Origin of the sequence: Azospirillum tabaci, assembly GCF_014596085.1 — a bacterium.
Taxonomy (GTDB): Bacteria; Pseudomonadota; Alphaproteobacteria; order Azospirillales; family Azospirillaceae; genus Azospirillum; species Azospirillum tabaci.
The window spans coordinates 1-24,778 of the sequence record NZ_JACCJY010000052.1; the positions used below are offsets into that span (position 1 = coordinate 1).

At 68.4% G+C, this 24,778-nt stretch carries 23 protein-coding genes; 15 read left to right on the forward strand and 8 right to left on the reverse strand.

Going from position 1 to position 24,778, the window contains the following annotated elements; translation table 11 throughout:
• On the reverse strand, positions 1–210 hold a 210-nt coding region (locus H0B54_RS29575), incomplete at its 3' end, for a hypothetical protein (protein WP_211109616.1).
• Between the two features lie 39 nt (positions 211–249).
• Between H0B54_RS29575 and H0B54_RS28460 the strand changes: the two genes are divergently transcribed.
• Positions 250–1,164 (forward strand): transglycosylase SLT domain-containing protein, encoded by a 915-nt coding sequence (locus tag H0B54_RS28460; protein ID WP_188263141.1) that lies wholly within the window; start codon positions 250–252, stop codon positions 1,162–1,164.
• A gap of 59 nt (positions 1,165–1,223) precedes the next feature.
• On the opposite strand, the gene H0B54_RS28465 is transcribed toward H0B54_RS28460, so the two are convergent.
• Positions 1,224–1,601: a hypothetical protein gene (locus H0B54_RS28465; protein ID WP_094307322.1), complete on the reverse strand. Its 378-nt coding sequence runs from the start codon at positions 1,599–1,601 to the stop codon at positions 1,224–1,226.
• Between the two features lie 263 nt (positions 1,602–1,864).
• Here H0B54_RS28465 and H0B54_RS28470 point away from each other — a divergent pair, with 263 nt between their 5' ends.
• A complete protein-coding gene (locus tag H0B54_RS28470; protein WP_188263142.1) occupies positions 1,865–2,281 on the forward strand; it encodes a hypothetical protein in 417 nt (138 codons plus the stop codon).
• A 42-nt stretch (positions 2,282–2,323) separates the two neighbouring features.
• Complete coding sequence (locus H0B54_RS28475) at positions 2,324–2,761, forward strand: hypothetical protein (RefSeq protein ID WP_188263143.1); 438 nt, start codon at positions 2,324–2,326, stop codon at positions 2,759–2,761.
• 82 nt (positions 2,762–2,843) lie between these two features.
• Here H0B54_RS28475 and H0B54_RS28480 read toward each other — a convergent pair whose 3' ends face one another.
• Positions 2,844–4,907 carry a cellulase family glycosylhydrolase gene (locus H0B54_RS28480; protein WP_188263144.1) on the reverse strand — a complete coding sequence of 688 codons (2,064 nt, stop codon included), beginning with the start codon at positions 4,905–4,907 and terminating at the stop codon, positions 2,844–2,846.
• Positions 4,908–5,297: 390 nt separating this feature from the next.
• On the opposite strand from H0B54_RS28480, the gene H0B54_RS28485 reads away from it, so the two are divergent.
• Positions 5,298–5,708, forward strand: a complete 411-nt coding sequence (locus tag H0B54_RS28485; RefSeq protein WP_094307318.1) for a hypothetical protein — start codon at positions 5,298–5,300, stop codon at positions 5,706–5,708.
• Between the two features lie 56 nt (positions 5,709–5,764).
• On the opposite strand, the gene H0B54_RS28490 is transcribed toward H0B54_RS28485, so the two are convergent.
• Positions 5,765–6,037, reverse strand: coding sequence for a hypothetical protein (locus H0B54_RS28490; protein WP_246472945.1), 273 nt, complete (start codon positions 6,035–6,037; stop codon positions 5,765–5,767).
• A gap of 329 nt (positions 6,038–6,366) precedes the next feature.
• Here H0B54_RS28490 and H0B54_RS28495 point away from each other — a divergent pair, with 329 nt between their 5' ends.
• The 10 genes from H0B54_RS28495 to frc all read left to right on the forward strand — a co-directional run bounded on the left by H0B54_RS28495 (position 6,367) and on the right by frc (position 17,717).
• A complete protein-coding gene (locus H0B54_RS28495; RefSeq protein ID WP_188263146.1) occupies positions 6,367–7,629 on the forward strand; it encodes a GTP cyclohydrolase II in 1,263 nt (420 codons plus the stop codon).
• Complete coding sequence (locus tag H0B54_RS28500; RefSeq protein ID WP_188263147.1) at positions 7,626–8,834, forward strand: URC4/urg3 family protein; 1,209 nt, start codon at positions 7,626–7,628, stop codon at positions 8,832–8,834. Before H0B54_RS28495 ends, H0B54_RS28500 begins: the two co-directional genes overlap by 4 nt.
• A gap of 29 nt (positions 8,835–8,863) precedes the next feature.
• The gene (gene upp / locus H0B54_RS28505) at positions 8,864–9,514 is read left to right on the forward strand and encodes a uracil phosphoribosyltransferase (protein WP_188263148.1); all 651 of its coding nucleotides are present in this window, start codon (positions 8,864–8,866) and stop codon (positions 9,512–9,514) included.
• A 148-nt stretch (positions 9,515–9,662) separates the two neighbouring features.
• Complete coding sequence (locus H0B54_RS28510) at positions 9,663–10,667, forward strand: BMP family protein (protein ID WP_137142825.1); 1,005 nt, start codon at positions 9,663–9,665, stop codon at positions 10,665–10,667.
• Positions 10,668–10,852: 185 nt separating this feature from the next.
• Positions 10,853–12,394, forward strand: a complete 1,542-nt coding sequence (locus tag H0B54_RS28515; protein WP_188263149.1) for an ABC transporter ATP-binding protein — start codon at positions 10,853–10,855, stop codon at positions 12,392–12,394.
• Positions 12,384–13,433 carry an ABC transporter permease gene (locus H0B54_RS28520; protein WP_014200097.1) on the forward strand — a complete coding sequence of 350 codons (1,050 nt, stop codon included), beginning with the start codon at positions 12,384–12,386 and terminating at the stop codon, positions 13,431–13,433. Before H0B54_RS28515 ends, H0B54_RS28520 begins: the two co-directional genes overlap by 11 nt.
• 5 nt (positions 13,434–13,438) lie before the next feature.
• Positions 13,439–14,362: an ABC transporter permease gene (locus H0B54_RS28525; protein ID WP_109469380.1), complete on the forward strand. Its 924-nt coding sequence runs from the start codon at positions 13,439–13,441 to the stop codon at positions 14,360–14,362.
• Positions 14,362–15,651 (forward strand): amidohydrolase family protein, encoded by a 1,290-nt coding sequence (locus H0B54_RS28530; protein ID WP_188263150.1) that lies wholly within the window; start codon positions 14,362–14,364, stop codon positions 15,649–15,651. Before H0B54_RS28525 ends, H0B54_RS28530 begins: the two co-directional genes overlap by 1 nt.
• Positions 15,652–15,954: 303 nt before the next feature.
• Positions 15,955–16,383, forward strand: coding sequence for a PAS domain-containing protein (locus H0B54_RS28535; RefSeq protein ID WP_188263151.1), 429 nt, complete (start codon positions 15,955–15,957; stop codon positions 16,381–16,383).
• An 83-nt stretch (positions 16,384–16,466) separates the two neighbouring features.
• Complete coding sequence (frc, locus tag H0B54_RS28540; protein WP_188263152.1) at positions 16,467–17,717, forward strand: formyl-CoA transferase; 1,251 nt, start codon at positions 16,467–16,469, stop codon at positions 17,715–17,717.
• A gap of 142 nt (positions 17,718–17,859) precedes the next feature.
• Here frc and H0B54_RS28545 read toward each other — a convergent pair whose 3' ends face one another.
• Entirely contained in the window at positions 17,860–18,120 is a 261-nt protein-coding gene (locus tag H0B54_RS28545; protein WP_188263153.1) for a hypothetical protein, read from the reverse strand.
• Between the two features lie 97 nt (positions 18,121–18,217).
• Between H0B54_RS28545 and soxR the strand changes: the two genes are divergently transcribed.
• Positions 18,218–18,679 (forward strand): redox-sensitive transcriptional activator SoxR, encoded by a 462-nt coding sequence (soxR, locus tag H0B54_RS28550; RefSeq protein ID WP_094307306.1) that lies wholly within the window; start codon positions 18,218–18,220, stop codon positions 18,677–18,679.
• 442 nt (positions 18,680–19,121) lie between these two features.
• Here soxR and H0B54_RS28555 read toward each other — a convergent pair whose 3' ends face one another.
• From H0B54_RS28555 to H0B54_RS28565, 3 genes are all read right to left on the reverse strand, one after another.
• On the reverse strand, positions 19,122–19,967 hold the full coding sequence (locus H0B54_RS28555) for an IclR family transcriptional regulator (RefSeq protein ID WP_188263154.1): 846 nt from the start codon (positions 19,965–19,967) through the stop codon (positions 19,122–19,124).
• A gap of 109 nt (positions 19,968–20,076) precedes the next feature.
• Positions 20,077–22,830 (reverse strand): formate dehydrogenase subunit alpha, encoded by a 2,754-nt coding sequence (fdhF, locus tag H0B54_RS28560; protein WP_188263155.1) that lies wholly within the window; start codon positions 22,828–22,830, stop codon positions 20,077–20,079.
• Between the two features lies 1 nt (position 22,831).
• The gene (locus tag H0B54_RS28565) at positions 22,832–24,562 is read right to left on the reverse strand and encodes an NAD(P)H-dependent oxidoreductase subunit E (protein ID WP_188263156.1); all 1,731 of its coding nucleotides are present in this window, start codon (positions 24,560–24,562) and stop codon (positions 22,832–22,834) included.
• Positions 24,563–24,778: the final 216 nt, after the last annotated feature.

Consider the following 24,778-nt stretch of genomic DNA (forward strand, 5'->3'; position numbering starts at 1 on the left):
TCTCTGCCGTTCCCTTGCCGCCGTCGCGCTTCTCAGCGGCCCCGGCGTCGTGGGAGCCGGGTTATAGGCGGCTCGGCCGAGACCGGCAAGAGCTTTTTTCATCGCTCCGCATTTTTTCCGAAACGCCAGCGTCACAATGAACCATTGGTCACAGACAGGGCCATTCAGGATTTGAGGGAAATGTGCAATCTTGCCGTCCCGGTCACCCACCGGTCATCCGATCGATCGTCACAACAGGTGGACGGCACTGTGCGTTTCAGAAAATCGCTCCTGACGGCGGCCCTTCTGTCCGGCCTTCTCGCGGCGTGCGCCAGCGATCCGTCATCCTCCTCCCGCGACACCAACATCGACGCACACATCGCGGAGGCCTCGCGCCGCTTCGGGATGCCGGAGCAGTGGATTCGCGAGGTCATCCGCCAGGAGAGCGGCGGGCGCACCATGATGAACGGGCGCCCCATCACCAGCCATGCCGGCGCCATGGGCCTGATGCAGGTGATGCCGGTGACCTATTCGGAGATGCGCCGCAAACACGGGCTGGGGTCCGACCCCTATCACCCGCGCGACAACATCCTTGCGGGCACCGCCTATCTCAGGGAGATGTACGATCTGTTCGGGTCGCCGGGCTTCCTCGGCGCCTACAATTGCGGGCCCGGCTGCTACGCCGACTATCTGGCGGGCAACCGCCGCCTGCCCGGCGAGACGCGGCGCTACATCGCGTCGGTGTCGCCGCGTCTGGAGGGTGGCACCACCGGCGGCACGGTGGAGGTCGCCAGCCTGCCCGTCACGCCGCCGCCGCCAATCGCCGCCGCGCCGGCCCCGGTGGTGCCGGTGACTCCGGTTCCGGCCCCGCCGGTCGCCCCCCTGCCCCCGCCGGTCATCGCGGCCACGCCGCTGCCGGTGAAGGTCGCCTCGGCAGGCGGCTGGACCGTCCAGCTCGGCGCCTTCCGGTCGCCCGACGACAGCGCCCGCATCATCGACCGGGCGCGCCGGTCCATGCCGGGAACGCTGAGCCGCACGGAGCGGGTGGTCCAGACCGTGGACACCCAGAACGGGCCACTCTACCGCGCCCGGCTGACCGGCCTGACGCAACAGGACGCGGCGCAGAGTTGCGCCGGCCTGACGGGCATAGGCATGGCCTGCTTCGTGGTGCCCCCGGGCGCGTGAGCGCCCGGTATTGCCATGCTAAGCGCGTGAGCGCCCGGCATCACCAAGATCGGCCGGGATCAGATGTCGAGCGGCAGGGAATCGAGGTTCAGGCCCAGGCGGCGGACGATCTCCGCCGCCGTGTTCAGGTTGGTCTCGAATTTCCAGGTCTGGCCGTTGGGGCGGTATTCGTTGACGTTGGGGCGCCCGTTCGCGAAACGGTAGGGCTGCACGCTGTACCAGCGGGCGTCGCTCATGCCGATCCCCTGCTCCGCGGCGTAGGATTCGGCAACCTGCGGCCACATGATGCCGCCGGGCTGGGTGGGCTGGTCGCTGTCTAGGAAAGCGACGATGCGGACGCCATTCAGTTCGAAGTCCACGCGCTGTTTCACACCACCGCTGGTGGAATTGTCGGGGACGGACGCGGCCGAAGTCTGCGGCACTGTTACCTTTTCCATGACCTATAGCTCCGATTTGTCTGACAGCGTATAGGCAGTGGCGCATAGGAACCAGAGGCAAAATGCTATCGGCAGCCCCACCGGCTTGCAAAAGCGGCGGCCGGGTCCCGCGAAAGGTGCCGGGGCGGCCAGCGCACACGGCTTTCGTCATAATCTGCGATCGAAGAATTACCGCGGGCGGGCCATCGTTGGGGATTCCCACGGACCGTGCGATGCGCTAGATTCAGTTTTGGTTTTGTTCGCAGCCACCATCCCTGGTCAGAATGGCCCGCCTCATCGACCGTCCCGCCGAACATCAGGACCGTTCCATCGTCCCCCGCCCGGCCGCTCCGCGGTGCGAGCATTGCGGGCGTCCGCATGGTCATACGTTGCGTTGCCTGCCCGATGGCCGCTGGCTATCGCCCGACGGCCTCTGGTTCAGCGACGAGGGTGACCCGGCGCCCTGGCCGGACGTGGTCGAGTATGCCGGTGTGAGGACCTCGCGGAGCATCGTCGGGCTGTACCGCCGCCGCCGCGCGGCGGCCATCGAAATGTCCGCCGAAAAGGCCATGGAACGGCGGTGGCTGTGCCGACGTTGTCATATGGTCACCGCGCGCGACGAGCATCGGCGCGTCACCCGGACCCGGTCCCTGATGCGCCTGGCGCTCGGCGACCTGTTCGAGGGAACCTACACCATCTGAAGGGCTGCTCGGCCCTTCTGGGGAAAGAAAGCCAGACATTCCATGCAGCACGGACATTCGACGCGCCGCTGGGCCGACCCGCGGCGTACGGTGGGGGACTCCGCTTCGCGCCCCGCGAGGCCGGTCGATCCGGTCGTGATGGCTCTGAACCTGCTGAACGGTCCCCGCACCCGGGCGGCGCTTCTGAAGGCCGTGGAGGAGCGCGTCAAGACGGACGCGGAGGAGCGCCGCCGCTTCGCCGCCGCTGCCGGACGGGTGCAGGGCGCCACGGGCGAGCAGGCGCTGACCCAGGCGGTCGGCAATTATCTGCGCGACCTGTCCCGCCTTCCCGAAGCCGGACGCAGCGGCCCCTATCTGTGGCTGGCCGAAACGGTCGCCATTCTGGCCGGCGGGCGTCCGGGACAACCGGCCCCCCTCCTCCGCGACCCGCGGGCCGAGGCGGAGGCGTTGTTCCGCCCGCGCGGTGCGGCCTCGGCGTAAGCGCGGCGTTTGAAAACGGGACATGCCCGGCGCCGGAGGCCGTCCGGTGCCGGGCATGTCCCTTCGCGATCGGACCTTGTGATCAGGCGATGGTGCCGTCGAACAGGGCCGGCTCGATGGCGCTCATCTTCGCGGTGTTCACCGCCCAGTCGTCGGTCATGATGCCGCCGGTGTCGCCCGAGCCGGGGCTCCAGGCCCAGTAGGTGAAGCTGACGCCCTGGTCGCCCGCCGCCAGATCGGACTTGCCGTCGCCGTTGTAGTCGCCGTCCATGTACTTGACCATGGCGTCGAGCCACTGCTTGTCCTGGCCGGTCTCCAGCTTGGTGCCGAACTCGCCGACCAGGACCGGCGCGATGTCCTTCTGGACGATCCAGCCCCAAGCGTCCGTCCAGATGTCCTTCATGTTGTTCGGATAGCTGGGGTCGTCGAACCAGCCGAAGCCGGCCATCGACGGCGGATAGTCGTGGACGGAATAGACCAGCTTGTTGTCGATGTTGAAATCGACCGGGTCGGTCTTCACGCCGTCCAGGTTGCCGCCCCACCAGTAGGTGCCCTCGGACGAGTTCTCGACGCCCTCGACGATCAGCAGCCAGTTCGGGTTGACCGACTGCACGGCGTTGCCGATGCGCTCCGCCGCGGCCTTCCAGTCAGTGGCCTGGTTGCCGTCGCCCCAGGTGGCCTGGCCGTGCGGCTCGTTGTGCAGGTCGGCGGCGACGACCGATGGGTTGTCGGCGTAGCGCTGGGCCAGCATCTTCCAGTTCTCGATCATCTTCGATTCCGGATACTGGCTGGTGTACCAGAGCCCGTTCTCGTTGGCCGAGGCGCCGTCGCCGGAGCGGTGGTGGTCGAGGATGATCTTCATGCCGGTCTGATCGGCGTATTCGATGATCTTGTCGAACACCTCGAGGCTGGTTTTGCCCTGAAGCTCCGGGTTCTTCGAATAGTCGATGCCGGTCGGCATGCGGCCGTTGTCCAGCATGGCGTCCGACCAGGGCAGGCGGATGGTGTTGAACCCCTGGCCCTGCATCTGGTCCATGATGTTCTTGTAGCTGTCCTGCCACAGCCCCTGCGGGGCGAAGGCATAGCCCTCCGCGCCGAACCAGTTCACGCCGGTCAGCTTCACGTTGTTGCCGGCGCTGTCCACGATCTGGCTGCCCTCGGTGTGCAGGTAGCCGCCGCTGGACCCGGCGCCGCTGTCGGTGGAAGGCGTCGTCACCGGGGCGGTCGGCGTGGCCGGGGTCGTGCTCGGAGCCGTGGAGGGCGCGGAACCGGAGGTGAACAGGCCCTTGTCGGCCTCGACCACCAGCGTGCCGTTCCACCACAGGTCGGCCTGCCCCTTGATGACGTCCTTGCCGTCGAGCGCGCCCTTGTCATAGCCGACCGCGGAGTCGGTCGAGGCGTATGCGTGGCCGTTGATGGTCACGCTGCCGACATGCAGGTTGCGGTCGGCGCCGCCCTGGTTGGTGTCGTTGTCGTACTGGACCTGGATCTTGTGCGCCTGATCGGCGGCCAAGTCGGTCTTGAAGGAAAAGTCTTTCGAGTCCGTGCCGGCCGTGCCCTCGCCGATCTTCTTGCCATCCGCCAGCACCGTGAAGTGCGCGTTCTGGCCCGCTGCGGCGGTGCCGCGGGCGTTGATGGTGATGGTCGAGGAGCCGGTGGCGGCGGAAGCGCCGCTGCCGCCCGTGGCGGCGCTGTCGGCCTCCGGCGCGGCGGGAGTGCTGCCGGAATTGGCCGTATCGGGCGTGGCACCGTAGAGCGACGACGGGGTGGAGAAGGTCAGCGCCCCGTTCCACCACAGGCCTTCCTGGCCGGCCATGGTCCCGCCGGTGTCGTCGTGCCGCTCATAGCTCGCGTCGGTCGGGCTCAGCGTGTGGCCGTTGATGACGATGGACGTGATGCCCAGGTCGCGGTTCGACCCGGCGTTCACGTCGTCGTTGTCATAAACAACCTGGACTTTGTGTGCCTGACCAGAGGAAACGTCAACGTCGAATGTATAGGCTTTCGGATCGGCCGAGCCCACCGACGCCTGGCCAACATCCTTACCGTCGATCAACAGACGAAAGTGAGGATTCACAGTGTCCGAAGAGGTGCCATAGGCGTTTACGACGATTTTGGACTTGGTCAAACCAGTGGAGGTCGTCGCCATTTGTCTATTCCATTGCGGTTTCGATGGCTAGACCCTGGCCCTCAGATCGTTAACGAGATACTAACAATTCCCTTAAAATGAGTTAATCATTTGTGGCAAATAGGAGCGGACCGCGGCAGGCTTTGCCTGATGCGGCGGCGCAACAGCAGGCCCGTTCTGGGTTTGCCGGGACGCGCCAAGGACGCTGCCACCGCCGTGCCGCGTCACCGTTCGGCGGTCCTGCCCCAGCCTGGTCACAGGGGAAGGCCAGCCGTTTCACGCAAGGGGTGCGCCTGTCGTCCCGGTGTGGACAGCGTGGCGTGAGCCGGCGCGGATTCCCGCCCTTCCGAAGTGTCAACCCGCGGGCGAAGCCGCGCGTGCTACACTGCGTGCCATGACGGATGGTGGACGATGACGGGCATGAGGATGGCGGTGGCCCTTTGGACGGCAGCTTTGGCAGTGGCCCTGACAACCGCGCTTGCGGGCGCGCCGGCTCAGGCGTCCCCGGTTCCCGCCATGGGGGAGAGCGTGTCGCTGGTGACCACCAGCGGGTCGGCCACCTTCAAGCTGTGCCGCAACTGGGTGTTCACCCACACCTGCCGAGAGTATGGGAACGTCGCGGTGCCCGCGCGCATCGCGGCGGGCGATTCGTTTGAAATCACCTTCGGCAGCAATCCGAAGACGATGTGGTTCCGGGTGAAGGCCGTCCTGCTTCAGGATGGGCGTTGCCTGTTGATTCCCAAGCACGAGGACATGCCCGCCAAGGGCGAGGGCGAGCCGGTGGACATGCTGATCTTGGACCCCTGCCGAGTCCTGAAATGAAGATCCTGCGGTGAAGGTGCGCCCGGTCACGGGCCACCTTCCGCAGGACGGCGGCCTCAGCGCAGAGGAATGTTCATCTGGACGCTGAGGCCCGGGGCGGGCGCGTAATAGACCGGCGGCGGCGGTGCGTAGACCACGCGCGGGGCCGGAGCGTAATAGACGGGCGGCGGGCGGCGCATCACCACGACCGGCGGGGGCGGCTCGTAGATCACCACGGGACCATGGCCGCGGTGATGATGCTTGTGCTTGTGCTTGCGCCAATGCTTGTGGTCATCGGCCATGGCGGGAGCGGCCAGCGCGACGGTCAGCACCAGGCTTCCCAGCGCCACGCTCCATCCGCGCTTGCCGGGCGCACGCTTGCCAACGCCACTTTCGCCCGAATGGCCCGCGCCTGAGTGGACGGACATTCCCTGCATCCTTTTTCTGCGATCGGTTGACTCGATCCTAACAGCAGATCGTGCGCCCAAGCTCTGGCTCCAACCGTCCGGGCTGGGACAAATTTCGGGCACCCCTTATTCCCCGAAAGGGGTGCCTCCTGGCGGGAATGGTGGGTCGAAAACCGAACGAACGTCAGAGAGTGCGGCCATTCGATTTGGTGTTCGCAGGCGCCGAAACTGTGTCACACTGACGCATGGTGAATGGCATCGGGAGCGTCCGTATGGAAAGCCGCCGCAACCAGCCGCAACGTCACATCGTTCTCGCCTCGCACCCGACCGGCGGCGCCAAGCCGCGCTACACCCCGGTCCATTGGGGCGCCCCCACCGCTGCGGAGCGCGGCCCGGTCGTCGCTTCCCTTTCCGACCCGGCGCAGCGCAACGCCATCGGCGCCCACGCCGGCAGCTACGCCGTCTACCGGGCGCTCGCCGTCGCGGCCGGGCAGCTCAGCGCCTATCATGTGCCGGACCTGACCAACACCGCCCCGGCGGAGCCCATCGGCCCTCACCCGCAGTGGGGCGACCCGGAGAAGATCGTCTCCATCGACCCCTTCGGCCACATGGTCAGCGAGGCGTTCGGCGAGCATCTGGCGCGCGGCGTGGACGTGCGCCCGACGATCGCCGTGACCAAGGCCCGCATCAAGATGCCGGAGCTGGTGGACGCCATGCGGGCCGGACGGCTGGCGGCGGACGGCCAGATCCTGCTGCCGAGCGGCGACGCGCGCGTGACCAAGGTCGCCATCGAGCCGGTGTGGTTCCTGCCCGGCATCGCCAAACGCTTCGGCATCACCGAGAGCGCGCTGCGCCGCGGCCTGTTCGAGCACACCGGCAGCATGTTCCCGGAACTGGTGACCCGCCCCGACCTGAAGGTCTTCCTGCCGCCCATCAACGGACTGACCGTCTACATCCTGGGCGACGTGGCGGCGCTGACCGACCCGGCGCGCAAGGTCGCCTGCCGGGTCCATGACGAGTGCAACGGCTCGGACGTCTTCGGCTCCGACATCTGCACCTGCCGCCCCTACCTGACCCACGGCGTCGAGGAGTGCATCCGCACCGCCCAGGAGAACGGCGCCGGCTTGGTCATCTACAACCGCAAGGAGGGGCGCGCGCTGGGCGAGGTGACCAAGTTCCTGGTCTACAACGCCCGCAAGCGCCAGCCCGGCGGCGACCGGGCGGAGGCCTATTTCGAGCGGACGGAGTGCGTGGCCGGCGTTCAGGACATGCGCTTCCAGGAGCTGATGCCCGACGTCTTCCACTGGTTGGGCGTCACCCGGATCGACCGCATGGTGTCGATGAGCAACATGAAGTCCGACGCCATCCGCCGCGCCGGCATCGAGATCGTGGAGCAGATCCCGATTCCCGACGAGCTGATCCCCGACGACGCCAAGGTGGAGATGGACGCCAAGAAGGCCGCCGGCTACTTCACCCCCGCCGTGCCGACCGCGGAGGAACTGACCGTCGCCAAGGGCCGGGGGCTGACCGATTGACCGCGCCCGCCGAAGACGATGTGGCGTGGTTGCTGTCCGCCGACGCGGTGCGGCAGCGCGCCCACGCGATTCTTGCGAAGGCCGAACGCGGTGATCTCGCCCATTTCGGTTACCAGCCGGAGCGGCTGGGCGACGCCGCCGCCCTGGTGGCCATGGTGACGCGGGAATCCTACCCGGACCTGGGGGTTCCCTACCACAGCCGCTGGCGGCACTTCGTGGTGGAGGGGGAAGACCGCTGGGCGGCGCTGTCCGCCGGGCTGGGCGCGGATGCGGACGAGATTGCGCGCATCCGCTTCGATCTGGCGGTGACCAGCGTTCTGCTGGACGCCGGGGCCGGTGACCGCTGGCGCTACCGCGACAAGGAAGGCGTCGAACTGGCCCGCTCCGAAGGGCTGGCCGTCGCCAGCTTCGACCTGTTTCGCTCCGGCAGCTTCGCCGACGATCCGATCAGGGCGCCTCTGCGCGCCGACGCGGCGACCCTTTCCGCCATGACCGAGGAAACACTCGCCCGCGGCTTCCAGGCCGGGCCGGACAACCCGCTGGTCGGGCTGGCGGGGCGCGCGGCGCTGCTGCGCCGGCTGGGAAGCGCGCTGACCGCCGCACCGGAGCTGTTCGGCACGCCGGGACGCGTCGGCAACCTCTACGACGCGCTGAAGGCGCAGACCGGGGACGGCACCCTTCCGGCCTCCGCGATCCTGGGGGCGGTGCTGCGCGGGCTGGGACCGATCTGGCCGGGCCGCATCGAGCGCGGCGGCGTCAATCTCGGCGACACCTGGAGCCATTCGGCGGTCGGCCTCGTCCCCTTCCACAAGCTGTCGCAATGGCTCAGCTACTCGCTGGTCGAGCCGCTGGAGGAGGCGGGCATCGCCGTCACCGGGCTGGACCGGCTGACCGGCCTGCCGGAATACCGCAACGGCGGGCTGCTGGTGGACAGCGGCGTTCTGGTGCCCAAGGACCCGCGCATCCTCGCCGACGAGCTGGAGGTCGGGGACGAGGCGGTGGTGGAGTGGCGCGCCCTGACCGTCGCCCTGCTCGACCGCCTCGCCGACGCGGTGCGCGCCCGGCTGGGCCTGCCCGCGGAGAGCTTCCCCCTCGCCAAGGTCCTCCAGGGCGGGACCTGGACCGCCGGGCGCCGGATCGCCCGCGACCGCCGCCCCGGCGGCGGCCCGCCGATCCGCATCCGCAGCGACGGAACCGTTTTCTGATGTGACGTCAACCACCCGAAGGGTCGCCCATGCCCAACCCGACGTTGCCCATCCCGACGCTCACCGTCATCGACCACCCTCTGGTCCAGCACAAGCTGACCCTTCTGCGGCGGCGGGAAACCCCTACCGCCCGGTTCCACGAGGTGATGCGGGAGGTGTCGCAGCTCATGGGCTACGAGCTGACGCGCGACCTTCCCCTGGAAGACCGCCCGGTCGAAACGCCGCTGGCCAGCTTCGATGCGCCGCTGCTGACCGGCAAGAAGCTGTGCCTCGTCTCCATCCTGCGGGCCGGGCAAGGGCTGCTGGACGGCATGCGCACGCTGCTGCCGTCGGCCCGCATCGGGCACATCGGTCTCTACCGCGACCAGGAGACGCTGACCCCCGTCGAGTATTTCTTCAAGGTTCCGGAGGACATCGAGGAGCGGCTGGTCATCCTGGTCGATCCCATGCTCGCCACCGGCCACACGGCCGTCGCGGCGGTGCACCGGCTGAAGGACGCGGGTGCGGCCGCCATCAAGCTGGCCATCCTGGTGGCCGCCCCGGAGGGCTTGCGCACCTTCCACGACGCGCATCCCGACGTGCCGGTCTTCACCGCCGCGGTGGACGAACGGCTGGACGAGAACGGCTACATCCTGCCCGGCCTGGGCGACGCGGGCGACCGGCTTTACGGCACCCGCTGAGAATCGTTGCCGCCCTTTTGGTCACATGCCACCCTGCCGACCCGTGAGAGCCGCAGCAGGGCTGACGCGCACGGAATGGCATTGCCGTTGCAACGCCTCTGCTGCACATCTGTGCCGAAACAGCAAAGCAGACGGAGGGGGTTGCAAAATGGGGAACCTGTTGGGCGTGGCGCGGCGCGCCGTCCTGTGCGGCGCGGCGGCCGCCGCCGTTGCGGCGATGGCTCTGCCCGCCTGGGCTCAGTCGAAGGTCAAGGTCGCCGGCATCTACACCGTGCCGATCGAGCAGCAGTGGGTCAGCCGCATCCACACCGCCCTGAAGGCCGCCGAGGCCCGCGGCGAGATCGAGTATGTCTGGGCCGAGTCGGTCGCCAACACCGACTATGAGCGCGTGATGCGCCAGTACGCCGAAGGCGGCCAGCAGCTCGTCTTCGGCGAGGTCTTCGGCGTCGAGCGCGCGGCCCGCGCCGTCGCGAAGGACTATCCCAAGACCGCCTTCGTCATGGGCTCAAGCTTCAAGCCGCAGGAGCCGAACTTCTCGGTCTTCGACAACTACATCCAGGAGCCGGCCTACCTGACCGGCATGATCGCGGGTGCGGTGTCCAAGTCGAACGTCATCGGCATGGTCGGCGGCTACCCGATCCCGGAGGTGAACCGCCTGATGAACGCCTTCATGGAGGGCGCCAAGGAGGTGAACCCGAACGTGAAGTTCATGGTCAGCTTCATCGGTTCCTGGTTCGACCCGCCGAAGGCCAAGGAAGCCGCCTTCGCGATGATCGACCGCGGCGCCGACGTGATGTACGCCGAGCGCTTCGGCGTGTCCGACGCCGCCAAGGAGCGCAAGGTCCTGGCCATCGGCAACGTCATCAACACCCAGCCGCAGTACCCGGAGACCGTGGTCGCCAGCGCGCTGTGGCACATGGAGCCGTCGGTGGACCGCGCCATCGCCGCGGTGAAGGCCGGCAGCTACAAGGCCGAGGATTACGGCCCCTACAGCCAGATGGTCCACAAGGGCTCCAGCCTCGCCCCGCTCGGCACCTTCGAGGGCAAGGTTCCCGCCGACGTGATGGCCAAGGTGAAGGCGCGCGAGCAGGAGATCCTCGACGGCAAGTTCACCGTGAAGGTGAACGACAACGAGCCCAAGTCGACGATGTGATCCACATCTCCTTCTCCCCTCCGGGGAGAAGGTCGGGATGAGGGGGCGGGCGCAAGGCCGGGAACGCGCTGCAGTGCGCCCGCGTTTCCGCCCTGCGGGCGCCCCCTCACCCTAGCCCTCTCCCCAAAGGGGAGAGGGAATTTTGTTGCGTTCTTTATTGCCTCCCCGGCACCCCGCGGACATCCATGACATCACCCCCCATCGTCCTCCGCCTCTCCGGCATCACGAAGCGGTTCGGGCCGCTCGTCGCCAACGATTCCATCTCGCTGACGCTGCACAAGGGCGAGGTGCTGGCCCTGCTGGGCGAGAACGGCGCCGGCAAGACGACCCTGATGAACATCCTGTTCGGCCATTACGTGGCCGACGAGGGCAGCATCGAGGCGTTCGGCCAGCCGCTCCCCCCCGGCTCCCCCCGCGCGGCGCTGGCCGCCGGAATCGGCATGGTCCACCAGCACTTCACGCTCGCCGACAACCTGTCGGTGCTCGACAACATCGCCGTAGGCACGGAGTCGCTGTGGCGCCCGCGCTCCGACCGCGCCGCCGCCAAGGCGAAGCTGCTCGACCTCGCCCGCCGCTTCGGGCTGGAGGTGCGTCCCGACACGCTGGTCGGCGACCTGTCGGTGGGCGAGCGGCAGCGGGCCGAGATCCTGAAGGCGCTCTACCGCGACGCCCGCGTCCTGATCCTGGACGAGCCGACCGCGGTGCTGACCCCACAGGAATCCGCCAGCCTGTTCGACACGCTGCGCCGCCTGACCGCCGACGGTCTGGCCGTGGTCTTCATCAGCCACAAGATGAACGAGGTCTTCGCGGCCAGCGACACGGTCGCCGTTCTGCGCGGCGGGCGCCTCGTCGCCACCCGCAGGACCGCCGAGACCGACCGCGAGGAGCTGGCCGAACTGATGGTCGGGCGCGCCCTGAAGCCGCCCACCCCCGCCCCGCTGGAGCCGGGCGAGCCGGTGCTGACGCTGTCCGGCGTCACCGTCGCCTCCGGCCACGGGCGCCCGCTGCTCGACGGCGTGGACCTGACCGTGCGCCGCCGCCAGATCGTCGGCATCGCCGGCGTGTCGGGCAACGGGCAGACCGCGCTGGCCGAGCTGGTCAGCGGCCTGATCCACCCCGACTCCGGCACCATGGCGCTGAAGGGCGAGGCCATCGGCAACGCGGAACCGGCGGAGATGGTCCGGCGCGGCGTCGCCCGCATTCCGGAGGACCGGCACGCCGCCGGCCTCGTCGGGGCGATGGCGGTGTGGGAGAACCTGATCGCCGAGCGCTACCACGACCCCGCCTTCCAGCGCTTCGGCCTGATCCGCCGGGGCGCCGCCCGCGCCTACGCCGAGGAGGTGATCGAGGCGTTCGACGTGCGCTGTCCGGGTCCGGACGCCCGCACGCAGCTGCTGTCCGGCGGCAACATGCAGAAACTGATCCTGGGCCGCACGCTGGCCCACGGTCCGGACCTGATCCTGGCGAGCCAGCCGACCCGCGGCCTCGACGTCGGCGCGGTGTCCTACGTCCACGGGCGGCTGCTGGAGGCCCGCGCCGCCGGGGCCGGGGTGCTGCTGATCTCCGAGGATCTGGACGAGATCCTGGCGCTGGCCGACGGCATCACCGTCGCCCATCACGGGCGCCTCACCCCCGTTCTGCCGCACGGCCGCGTGTCGGTCCGCCAGCTCGGCCTGCTGATGGCCGGGCATTGGGAGATTTTGCCGGAGATTGTCGATGCGGCTTGAACCGCGAGAGCATACCCCGCTGGCCGCCCGCCTGCTGGCGCCCGTGGCGGCGGTGGTGGCGGCGCTGGCGCTTTGCGCGCTGCTGGTCGCCTGGACCGGCGCGCCGGTGCTGCGCGCCTATGGCCTGCTGCTGGAGGGGGCCGCCGGCTCCCGCTTCGCCCTGACCGAGACGCTGACCCGCGCCACCCCGCTGATTCTCACCGGCCTCGCCGCCGCCGTGGCCTTCCGTGCCAAGCTGTGGAACATCGGGGCGGAGGGGCAGCTCTACATGGGCGCGCTGGCCGCCGTCGTGCTGGGCGGCGGCATGCTGGACCTGCCGGCCTGGCTGCTGCTGCCGACCGTGATGATCGCCGGGGCCGCCGCCGGTGGCGCCACGCTGCTCGGCCCCGCCGTGCTGAAGGTGCGCTTCGGCGTGGACGAGGTGGTGACCACGCTGCTGCTGAACTTCATCGTCCTGCTGCTCGTCTCCATGCTGCTGGAGGGCGCGCTGAAGGACCCCATGGGCATGGGCTGGCCGCAGTCCGCCCCGGTCGTCGAAGCCGCCGAGCTGCCCAAGCTGGTCGAGCGCACGCGGCTGCACACCGGCCTGCTGGTCGCGCTGGGCCTGTCGGCCCTGCTCTGGCTGATCGACACCCGGACCATCTGGGGTTACGAGAACCGGGCGGTCGGCGCCAACCCGCGCGCCGCCGCCTTCGCCGGCATGCCGGTGACCCGCGTCATGCTGCGCACCGCGCTGCTGTCCGGCGGTCTGGCCGGTCTGGCCGGCGTGATCGAGGTCTGCGGGCTGAAGGGCTACCTGACGCTCGACCTGTCGCCGGGCTTCGGCTACAGCGGCATCGTCGTCGCCATGCTGGCGCAGCTTCACCCGGTGGGCGTGGTCGGGGCGGCGGTCTTCATCGCCGGCATCTTCGTCGGCGCCGACGCCATGAGCCGCGCCATGCCGGTGCCCAACTACATCGCCGACGTGCTCGTCGCCACCAGCCTGCTCTGCATGCTGGTCGCCGGGCTGCTGACGCGCTACCGGCTGCGGCGGGGGTGAGCGCCATGGAGCTGTTCCAAACGATCCTCGACATCCTGGTCTCCGCCGCCTTCTGGACGGCGGTGCTGCGCATCGCCACCCCCTACATCCTCGGCACGCTGGGCGAGCTTCTGTGCGAGCGGGCCGGCGTGCTGAACCTCGGCATCGAAGGCATCATGACGATGGGCGCCATGGCCGGCTGGATGGCCGTCTACCAGGGGGCCGACCTGTGGACCGGCGTGCTGGTGGCGGCACTCTGCGGCGGGCTGATGGGGCTGCTGCACGCCACCCTGACGGTGCCGCTGGGCCTGTCGCAGCATGTGGCGGGCATCGGCGTGACGCTGCTCGGCACCAGCCTGTCCTACTTCGTCTACCGCCTCGTCCTGCCGCAGGCGAGCACCCCGCCGACCGTCGAGCCGTTCCAGCCGCTGGACCTGCCCGGCGCACTGGCCCAGACGCCGATGACCTACATGGCGCTGATCCTCGTCGCCGTGGTCGCCTACGTCCTCTACCGCACGCCGGTCGGGCTGGCGGTGCGGATGGTCGGCGAGAATCCGGCGGCGGCTGAGGCCCAGGGTCTGAGCGTCACCGCGGTGCGCGTCGGCGCGGTGGTGGCGGGAAGCGCGCTGATGGCGCTGGCCGGGGCCTTCCTCACCCTGTCGGCGTTCAACGCCTTCTTCTTCAACATGGTCAACGGGCGCGGCTGGATCTGCATCGCGCTGGTGGTCTTCGCCTCCTGGCGGCCCGGCAAGGCGCTGCTGGGCGCGCTGCTGTTCGCCGCCTTCGACGCGCTGCAATTGCGGCTTCAGCAGGTGGCGGGGGGCGTCCTGCCCTACCAGCTGTTCCTGATGATGCCCTACCTGTTGAGCATCCTGGCGCTGGTGCTGGTGGCGCGCCGCGCCTCCTACCCGCGGGCGCTGATGATCCCGTACCGCAAAGGAGAACGCTGATGTTCGATCTGATCCTGCGCCGCGCCACGCTGCCCGACGGCCGCACCGGCATGGACATCGGCGTCCACGAGGGCCGCATCGCCGCGGTGGAGAAGGACCTGCCCGGCCCGGCGGGCCAGGAGATTGATGCCACGGGCCGGCTGGTCACGCCGCCCTTCGTCGATTCGCACTTCCATATGGACTCCACGCTCAGCTACGGCCTGCCGCGGGTCAACCGCTCCGGCACGCTGCTGGAGGGCATCGCGCTGTGGGGCGAGCTGAAGCCGCAGCTCGTCCAGGACGCCATCGTCGAGCGGGCGCTGGCCTACTGCGACTGGGCGGTGGCGCGTGGCCTGCTGGCGATCCGCAGCCATGTGGACATCTGCGACCCGCGCCTGCTGGCCGTGGAATCGCTGCTGGAGGTGAAGCGGCGGGTCGCCCCCTACCTCGACCTGCAGCTGGTCGCCTTCCCGCAGGACGGCGTCCTGCGCGCACCCGGCGCGGTGGACCTGCTGAAGCGCGCACTCGACATGGGCGTGGACGTGGTCGGCGGCATCCCGCATTTCGAGCGGACGATGGCCGACGGTGCCGCCTCCGTGAAACTGCTCTGCGAGATCGCGGCGGAGCGCGGGCTGCTGGTGGACATGCATTGCGACGAGTCCGACGACCCGCTGTCCCGCCATGTCGAGACGCTGGCCTACGAGACGCAGCGGCTGGGGATGCAGGGCCGGGTGACCGGCTCGCACCTCACCTCCATGCATTCCATGGACAATTACTACGTCTCCAAGCTGATCCCGCTGATGGTCGAGGCGAACCTCGGCGTCATCGCCAACCCGCTCATCAACATCACGCTCCAGGGCCGCCACGACAGCTACCCCAAGCGCCGCGGCATGACCCGCGTGCCGGAGTTGATGGGCGCCGGCCTGACCGTCGCGCTGGGCCACGACTGCGTGATGGACCCCTGGTACCCGCTCGGCTCCGGCGACATGCTGGAGGTCGCGCATATGGGACTGCATGTCGGGCAGATGACCGGCTATGACGGGATGCTGGCCTGCTTCCGCGCGGTGACGGAGGCCCCGGCCAAGCTGCTGCACCTCGACGGCTACGGGCTGGAGGTGGGTTGCCACGCCGATCTCGTGGTGCTCCAGGCCGCCGACCCGGTGGAGGCGATCCGCACCCGCGCCAGCCGCCTGTTCGTCCTGCGCCGCGGCGCCGTGGTCAGCCGTTGCGCCCCGGTGGAAGCGCAGCTCTCCCTGCCGGGCCGCCCGGAGTCGGTGTCCTTCACCCTGCCCACGGCGCGGGCGACGTAACGTCCCCTCTCCTCCCTCGGCGAAAAGAAATGGAGAAGCCCCCCTGCCGTCGCGGCCGGGGGGCTTTTTCATGCCCATTCCCGCCCCTCCCCCACTCCCCGGCATTTGCCGCGAAAGGTCCGGAGCGCGATTAGTTCGCCTAACGCACAAAAGGGCTTGCCAGGCATTTCGCATCTGGTATACGGTATCTCACATCCCATCGCGCTTCGAAAACGAAGTGCAAAGCCAACGGTGCGGGCGTGTTTTGAAGAAAACATGACGGTGCCGGAAGGTTTCGGGTCCGGTGTCGGAGCGAGTGCTTTCATGAGCGCAACAGTCGATTTCGCACAGTTGGTCATGGCCGCCGGGGACGCGATCGTCGTGTCCGACGCGGAAGGTGCCATTACTCTGTGGAATCCGGCGGCCGAGCGGATGTTCGGCTTCGCCGAGGGCGAAGCGCTGGGGCAATCGCTCGACATCATCATCCCGGAACGCCAGCGCCAGCGCCATTGGGATGGCTACGCCAACACCATGCGCACGGGCCAGACGCGCTACGGCAGCGAGGTGCTGCGCGTCCCGGCCCTGCACAAGGACGGGCACGCCCTGTCCATCGCCTTCACGGTCGCCCTGCTGACCGCGCCGGACGGCACGGTGACCGGAATCGTCGCCATCATCCGCGACGAGAGCAGCCGCTGGGCCGAGGAGCGCAAGCTCCGCCGACGCCTGTCGGAGTTGGAGTCCGCAAACCAGTAACCCACAACCCATCCCGCCAGTTTGTCCGTGTTGTCCAGTGCTCAACAACGGCATCGCAATAAGTGAGAGGGAGTAAACGAGCCATGAGCAAGCCGCTCGAAGGGATCAAGATCATCGACTTCACCCACGTTCAGGCCGGCCCCGCCTGCACGCAGCTCCTCGCCTGGTACGGCGCGGACGTCATCAAGGTGGAGCGGCCGGGTTCCGGCGACGTCACCCGCAACCAGCTCCGTGACATTCCCGAAGCGGACGCGCTCTACTTCACGATGCTGAACAGCAACAAGCGCTCGCTGACGCTGGACACCAAGACCCCGCAGGGCAAGGAAATCCTTGAGAAGCTGATCAAGGAGTCCGACGTCCTCGTGGAGAACTTCGGGCCGGGCGCGCTCGACCGCATGGGCTTCACCTGGGAGCGCATCAACGAGCTGAACCCGGGCATGATCGTCGCCTCGGTGAAGGGCTTCAGCGACGGCCACCATTACGAGGACCTGAAGGTCTACGAGAACGTCGCCCAGTGCGCCGGCGGTGCGGCTTCGACCACCGGCTTCTGGGACGGCCCGCCGACCGTCAGCGCCGCCGCTCTCGGCGACAGCAACACCGGCATGCACCTCGCCATCGGCATCCTGACCGCCCTCATGGGCCGTTCGAAGACCGGCAAGGGCCAGAAGGTCGCCGTGTCGATGCAGGACTCGGTCATCAACCTCTGCCGCGTCAAGCTGCGCGACCAGCAGCGTCTCGACCGCGTCGGCTACCTGGAAGAGTACCCGCAGTACCCGCACGGCGAGTTCTCCGACGTGGTTCCGCGTGGTGGCAACGCCGGCGGTGGCGGCCAGCCGGGCTGGGTCCTGAAGTGCAAGGGCGCCGAGACCGACCCGAACGCCTACATCTACTTCACCATCCAGGGCCACGCCTGGGCGCCGATTTGTAAGGCTCTCGGCAAGCCGGAGTGGATCGACGATCCGGCCTACAACACCGCTCAGGCGCGTCAGGACAAGATCTTCGACATCTTCGCCTTCATCGAAGGCTGGCTGGCCGACAAGACGAAGTACGAGGCGGTCGACATCCTGCGCAAGTTCGACATCCCGTGCGCCCCGGTGCTGACCATGAAGGAAATCGCCGAATGCCCGTCGCTCCGCAAGAGCGGCACGATCGTTGAGGTCGATCACAAGGCCCGCGGCAAGTACCTGACCGTCGGCAGCCCGATCAAGTTCTCCGACATGACCGTCGAGATCACCGGTTCGCCGCTGCTCGGCGAGCACTCCGACGAGGTTCTGGCCAGCCTCGGCTACACCTCGGAGCAGATCGCCGAGTTGCACGCCAACAAGGTTGTCTGATCGCGTCCCGACAGTCTGACGGCACACCTCGTGAAGACGGCGCCTCGAAAGGGGCGCCGTTCTTTTTTGTACAGGGATGGGATTCTTGTCAGACGACAGGGTCTTCACGGATTTAGGCACGGGCCACCAAGCGTCCCGAACCTTACCGCAGCCACTCCCTCACTTCGCGGATGCGCTGGTTCCCCTCCAGCGTGCGGGCGTAGGCTTTGCCGTACTGGGTTTCGTACTCGCGCACGAAGCCCTGGCGCAACAGCCCGTCCAGCACCGGGCGGACGATGGCCGGCTTCAGGTTCGCGGCCTTGGTGATCGAAAGGAACGAGGCCGGCAGAGCCGTCACCTCCGGCCCCGGCGTGGCGCGCAGGGTGTTGAGCGAAGTCCAGTCGACGGAGGTTGGTGAAATCATCGGCTACCCTCGATGCGGCGCGCTGTTGACTCTCTCTCGATACGACCTCAACTTCACTTGAGGTCAAGAGGTTCCGAACCCCAGGGGAGTCCCGGCGATGGCCATTCTCGATCCCGCCGACATCGACAAGGACCTTTCCGTGGGCGAGGTCGCGGAACGCTCCGGTGTGGCAGTGTCCACCATCCACTTCTACGAATCAAAGGGGCTGATCACAAGCTGGCGGAGCAGCGGCAACCAGCGCCGCTTCCCCCGCGACGTGCTCCGGCGCATCGCCGTCATCAAGGTCGCCCAGCGCCTGGGCGTCCCCCTGGCCACCATCGCGCAGGCGCTGAAGACCCTGCCGGACGGCCGCACCCCCACCGCAGAGGACTGGAAACGCTTGTCCGCGGCCTGGAAAGCGGACCTGGACGAGCGCATCGCCGTGCTCACCAAGCTGCGCGACGGGCTGGAGGACTGCATCGGCTGTGGCTGCCTGTCGCTCGGCGAATGCCCGCTGCGCAACCCCTGGGACGAGCTGTCGGAGGACGGTCCTGGCCCGCGCCTGCTTGATCCGCGGTAACATCCGCGCTGTTTTGCCGCACCGCAGCATCGCCTCCCCATCCGGTGCCGTCCCGGCAATAAAAAGGCCGTGCTGTTTCCAGCACGGCCAGTATCCGAGAGGCTCGCATATAATGCGGAGCAACAACCCGCCCGATACAAAGGGTGATGAACCCTGTGTAAGAAGAATGATGCCTGAGTCTTCATGGAGGCGCAACAAGAGAATCACATGTTTCCACATTGCGGAAACAAAGTATTTGGCAAAAAAAGACCGCGCCGTTGCGGGCGCGGTCAGTTTCTTCAGGGCAGCACTACGTGACAGGAAGGAAAACCGGGGGTAACAGCCGCCTCGACCCAATCCGATGGATTTGCGGATCGGGGCGGATCGCGCCTCCCGGCCGGCGCGAATTCGAATTCCGTAAGGGTTAAGTCAGAGGCTCAGGCCCAGGGGTCAGGCCCAGGGATCAGGTGGGAAAGCGCCCGCCGATCTCGGCGGTCACCGCCGCGGCGGTGCGCTTGACCATCTCGCCGAAGGCCACGACGCGAGCGTCATCCAGGCGCCGGTTGGTGCTCGACAGCGACAGGGCGCCGATGACGCGGGCCTGCTCGTCGTAGATCGCCGCGGCGACGCAATGCAGGCCGCTGACCCGCTCCTCCTGGTCCACGGCGTAGCCGCGGTCGCGCGTCAGGACCAGCTCCCGGTGCAGCGCCGGGATCGACGACACGGTGGTCCGGGTGAACTGGCGCATGCCGCGCTGGGTCACGATGCTCTGCACCCGCGTGTCGGGCATGCCGGCGAGCAGCGCCTTGCCCACCGCGGAACAGTGCAGCAGCGTGCGGTCGGTGACGGGCAGCGCCGCCTGGGCGACGCGCGGACCGCCGACGCGGTGCAGATAGATGGCTTCGCCGTTCTCCTCCACGGCCAGATTCACGACCTCGCTGGTCTCCTCCATCAGCCGGCGCATGCGCGGGCGGGCGACGTCGAGAAGGCTGCGCGTCTTCAGGAAGCCGGTGCCGGTCATGTAGGCCTGCACCCCGACCGCCCAGCCGCGCTTGCCCTGGTCAAAGCGCACGTAACGCTCCTCCTGCAGGGTGGTCAGCAGACGGTGCGCCGTGGAGGGCGAGAGTTGCGCCGCCTCGGCCACCGCGGTCAGGCTCATCGGGCTGTCCGACTGGCCGAGGATGGTCATGATGCTCAGTGCCCGCGACAGCGACTGCACAAGATTGCCCTTCGCCGCACGGTCCACGGTTTCCGCGCGGCCTTCGGCCCGCGGGGCCGGGGGTGCCATCATCAGCGCTTGCGTCTTCATCGTCCCATCCCTCTCGAAATCGTCCGGCGCTGTTGCATCGCGCCGTTGTCGTCCTCGGGTGTGGCGGCCCCCGCGCCTCCCCTCGCGGGGAACGGGGGCCGCCGGTTGGCTATGCCGCCGGCTCGATCCGGGCCGCGGCGAACTTGAACTCGGGAATCTTCCCGTAGGGGTCCAGCTTCGGGTTGGTCAGCACGTTGGCCGCCGCCTCGGCGTAGCAGAAGGGCACGAACACCAGCCCGGACGGGACGTTGTAGTCCGACCGCGCCTTCAGCTCGATGGTGCCGCGCCGGGTGGTGACCTTCATGCGGTCGCCGCCCTTGGCGCCCATCCGCCGCAGGTCCGCCGGGCTCATGTAGGCCACCGCCTCCGGCTCCAGATCGTCCAGAACCTGGGCGCGCCGGGTCATCGATCCGGTGTGCCAATGCTCCAGCTGGCGCCCGGTGGTCAGGACCATCGGGAACTCGGCGTCCGGCTCCTCCGCCGGCGGGATCACGTCGGCGGGGACCAGACGCCCGCGGCCCGACGCCGTGGGGAAGCCGTCGCCGAACACGATCTCCTGGCCCGGATCGTCCGCGGACAGGCTGGGGTAGGTCACCGAGCGCTCGCGCTCCAGCCGCTCCCAGGTGATGTTGTCGAGCGACGGCATCGCCCCCTTCATCTCCCGGAACACGTCGCGCGGATGCTCGTAGGTCCAGTCCAGACCCAGGCCGCGGGCCATGGCGTTGACGATCCACAGATCCTGCCGGGCCTCGCCCGGCGGCGGCAGGGCCTGGCGGCCGAGCTGGACCTGGCGGTTGGTGTTGGTCACCGTGCCGGTCTTCTCCGGCCAGGCCGAGGCGGGCAGAACCACGTCGGCGTATTTGGCCGTCTCGGTCAGGAACAGGTCCTGCACCACCAGATGGTCGAGCTTGGCGAGCGCGTCGCGGGCGTGCTCCACGTCCGGGTCGGACATGGCCGGGTTCTCGCCCATGACGTACATGCCGTTCAGCGAGCCGGCGTGGATCGCGTCCATGATCTCCACGACGGTCAGGCCGCGCTTGGAGTCGAGCTTGGTGTCCCAGAAATCCTCGTAGAAGGCGTGCACCTCGGGATCGTCCACCGGACGGTAGTCCGGGAACATCATCGGGATCAGGCCGGCGTCGGAGGCGCCCTGGACGTTGTTCTGGCCGCGCAGCGGGTGCAGGCCGGTGCCGGGGCGCCCGATCTGGCCGGTGACCAGCGACAGGGCGATCAGGCAGCGCACGTTGTCGGTGCCGTGGGTGTGCTGCGACACGCCCATGCCCCAGAAGATGATCGAGCCCTTGGAGGTGGCGTAGAGGCGCGCGACCTCGCGGAGCTGTTCCGCCGGGATGCCGCAGACCGGCTCCATGGCCTCCGGGGTGAAGCTGGCGATGTGGGCGCGCAGCTCCTCGAAGTCCTGGGTGTGCTCGGCCACATACTGCGCGTCGTACAGCCCCTCGCTGATGATGACGTTCAGCATGGCGTTCAGCATCGGCACGTCGCGGCCCGGCTTGAACTGCAGCATGTGGCTGGCGTGGCGCTTCAGCACCTGGCCGCGCGGGTCCATGATGACCAGCTTGGCGCCGCGCTTGGCCGCGTTCTTGAAGAAGGTCGCGGCGACCGGGTGGTTCTCCGTCGGGTTGGAGCCGATGACGACGATCACCTCGGCGTCCTTGGCCGCCATGAAGGGAGCGGTCACCGCGCCCGACCCGATGCCCTCGATCAGCGCCGCCACCGAGGAGGCGTGGCACAGGCGGGTGCAATGGTCGACGTTGTTGGTGCCGAAGCCGACGCGCACCAGCTTCTGGAACAGGTAGGCTTCCTCGTTGGAGCCCTTGGCCGAACCGAACCCGGCGAGCGCCGAGCCGCCCCGCTCGTCGCGGATCTTGCGCAGGCCGGCGGTGGCGACCTCCAGGGCCTCCTCCCAGCTCGCCTCGCGGAAATGGGTCAGCGGGTTGAGCGGGTCGATGTCCACGTCGTGCTTGGACACGCCCTCCTTGCGGATCAGCGGCTTGGTCAGGCGGTGCGGGTGGTGGATGTAATCGAAGCCGAAACGGCCCTTGACGCACAGCCGGTTCTTGTTGGCGGGACCGTCACGGCCCGTCACCGACAGCAGCTTCTCGTCCTTGATGTTGTAGGTGAGCTGGCAACCGACGCCGCAATAGGGGCAGACGCTGTCGACCTGGCGGTCCGGGGCGGCGGCGAAGACGCCGCTGTTCAGGTCCACCTGGGTCTTCGGCATCAGCGCGCCGGTCGGGCAGGCCTGGACGCACTCGCCGCAGGCGACGCAGGTGCTGTCGCCCATCGGGTCGGCGAAGTCGAAGACGATCGTCTCCTTGTGGCCGCGCAGAGCCATGCCGATGACGTCGTTGACCTGGACCTCGCGGCAGGCGCGGACGCACAGGTTGCACTGGATGCAGGCGTCGAGCTGCACCGCCATCGCCGGGTGGCTGAAGTCGGGCTTCGGCGCGCATTCCCGGCTGGGGAAGCGGCTGTCCGAGATCTCCAGGCGGTCGGCCCAGCGCCAGAACTTGCTGTCGGGGTCGTGGGCCTCCTCCCGCTTCGGCTGGTCGGCGACCAGCATCTCAATGACCATCTTGCGGGCGAACTTGGCGTTCTCGCTGGCCGAGCGGACGCGCATGCCCGGCGTCGGGTGGCGCACGCAGGAGGCCGACATGGCGCGCTCGCCGTCGATCTCGACCATGCAGGCCCGGCAGTTGCCGTCCGCGCGGTAGCCCGGCTCGTCGGCGTAGCAGAGATGCGGGATCTCGGTGCCCAGGCGGTTGGCGACCTGCCAGATGGTCTCGCCGGGGTGGGCTTCGACGAGCTCGTCGTCGAGGTGGAACAGGATGCGGTCGCTCATATCACCGGACCTCCCCGCGCAGATCGTCGCGGAAGTGCTTCAGCGCACTCTTGAGTGGGTTCATCGCGGCCTGACCCAGGCCGCAGATCGACGCCGTGCTCATCAGCCGGGCGAGTTCCGTCAAGAGCGGCTCGTCCCACACCGGCTGCTTGATGAGCGCCACCGCCTTCTCCGTTCCGACGCGGCAGGGCGTGCACTGGCCGCAGCTCTCGTCCTCGAAGAAGTCCAGCAGGTTGCGCACGACCTTGCGCATGTCGTCCTTGTCCGACAGCACGACCACCGCGGCGGAGCCGATGAAGCAGCCGTGCTGCTCCAGCGTGCCGAAGTCCAGCGGGATGTCGTCCATGCTGGCGGGGAGGATACCGCCCGACGCGCCGCCGGGCAGGTAGCCCTTCAGCGTGTGGCCGTCGGCCATGCCGCCGCAATACTCGTCGATCAGCTCGCGGATGGTGACGCCGGCGGGGGCCAGCTTCACGCCCGGGTCCTTCACGTGACCGGAGACGGAGTAGCTGCGCAGGCCCTTGCGGCCGTTGCGCCCGTGGCTGCCCCACCAGTCGGCGCCCTTCTCAAGAATGTCCCTGATCCAGAACAGCGTCTCGACGTTGTTGATGAGGGTCGGGCGGCCGAACAGGCCGACGACCGACGGGAAGGGCGGCTTGTGCCGCGGCAGGCCGCGCTTGCCCTCGATGCTCTCCAGCATCGCGGACTCCTCGCCGCAGATGTAGGCCCCGGCGCCGCGCCGCAGATGGATGCGGGTGTGCCCGGCGAGGCCCGTCCGCTCAACCTCGGCGATCTCGCGCTCCAGAACCTCGCGGATGTGCGGGTACTCGTCGCGCAGGTAGATGTAGACGTCGGTCGCCTCGACCACCCAGGCGCCGATCAGCATCCCTTCCAGGAAGCGGTGCGGATCGTTCTCCAGATAGTAGCGGTCCTTGAAGGTGCCCGGCTCGCCCTCGTCCCCGTTCACCGCCATCAGGCGCGGACCGGGCTCGTGGCGGACGAAGCGCCACTTGCGGCCGGTGGGGAAGCCGGCGCCGCCGAGGCCGCGCAGGTTGGCCCCTTCCAGCTTGCCCAGGATGTCGTCCACCGGGACGTTGCCGGCGAGGCAGTCGGACAGCAGGCGGTAGCCGCCCTCCGCCTTGTACTGCTCCAGGCTGACATAGGTGGGGAGGTGCGGGTGCGTCTCGCCGTTCTTCACGGCGGTCACCACGCTCTCGACCGTGGCGTTCTCGTGCAGGGCGTGGCCGATGGCCACCGCCGGGGCATTGTGGCAGGCGCCCATGCAGGGGGCGCGCACCACCCGGACGTCCGGCCCCATGTCGGCGGCCTTCAACTCGTCGAGCAGCTTCTCGCCGCCGGCCATGCAGCAGGACAGGCTGTCGCAGACCCGGACGGTCACGGGCGGAGGGGCTTCCTCCCCGTCCATCACGATGTCGAAGTGGGCGTAGAAGGACGCCACCTCGTACACCTCCACCAGGGCCAGCCGCATCTCGTGGGCCAGCGCCGCGAGGTGGCGGGCGTGCAGCCCGTGGTAAGTGTCCTGCAACAGGTGCAGATGCTCGATCAGCAGGTCCCGCTGCCGGGACCGGTCACCGAGAAGTTCCTGCACCTCCGCCAGGGCCGCCGGATCGACCTGCCGGCCCTTCGGCTGGGGCCGGGTGTTCCGGCGCCCCGAACCGGGATGGATGGCGCGCCTTTTCTTGTCGTCTTTGGCGACGATGGCCGTGTCCATGTCCGCCCTCCCCTCTCGTCTCAGGCTGATTCTTCGTAACGTTGGGATGTCGTGCAGTCGTTTGGAACCGCCCCCCGATTTGTCCGGGGGGCTTTTGCTTTTATAACTTAGGAAGGCGTTACGTCTTGGGACCCTTGCGGACGGCGCTGGTGGGGTTGAGGCTGCCGATGTTGCCGCTCTCCGACCCGGCGTTGGGGTCGATCACCGCGTTGATCA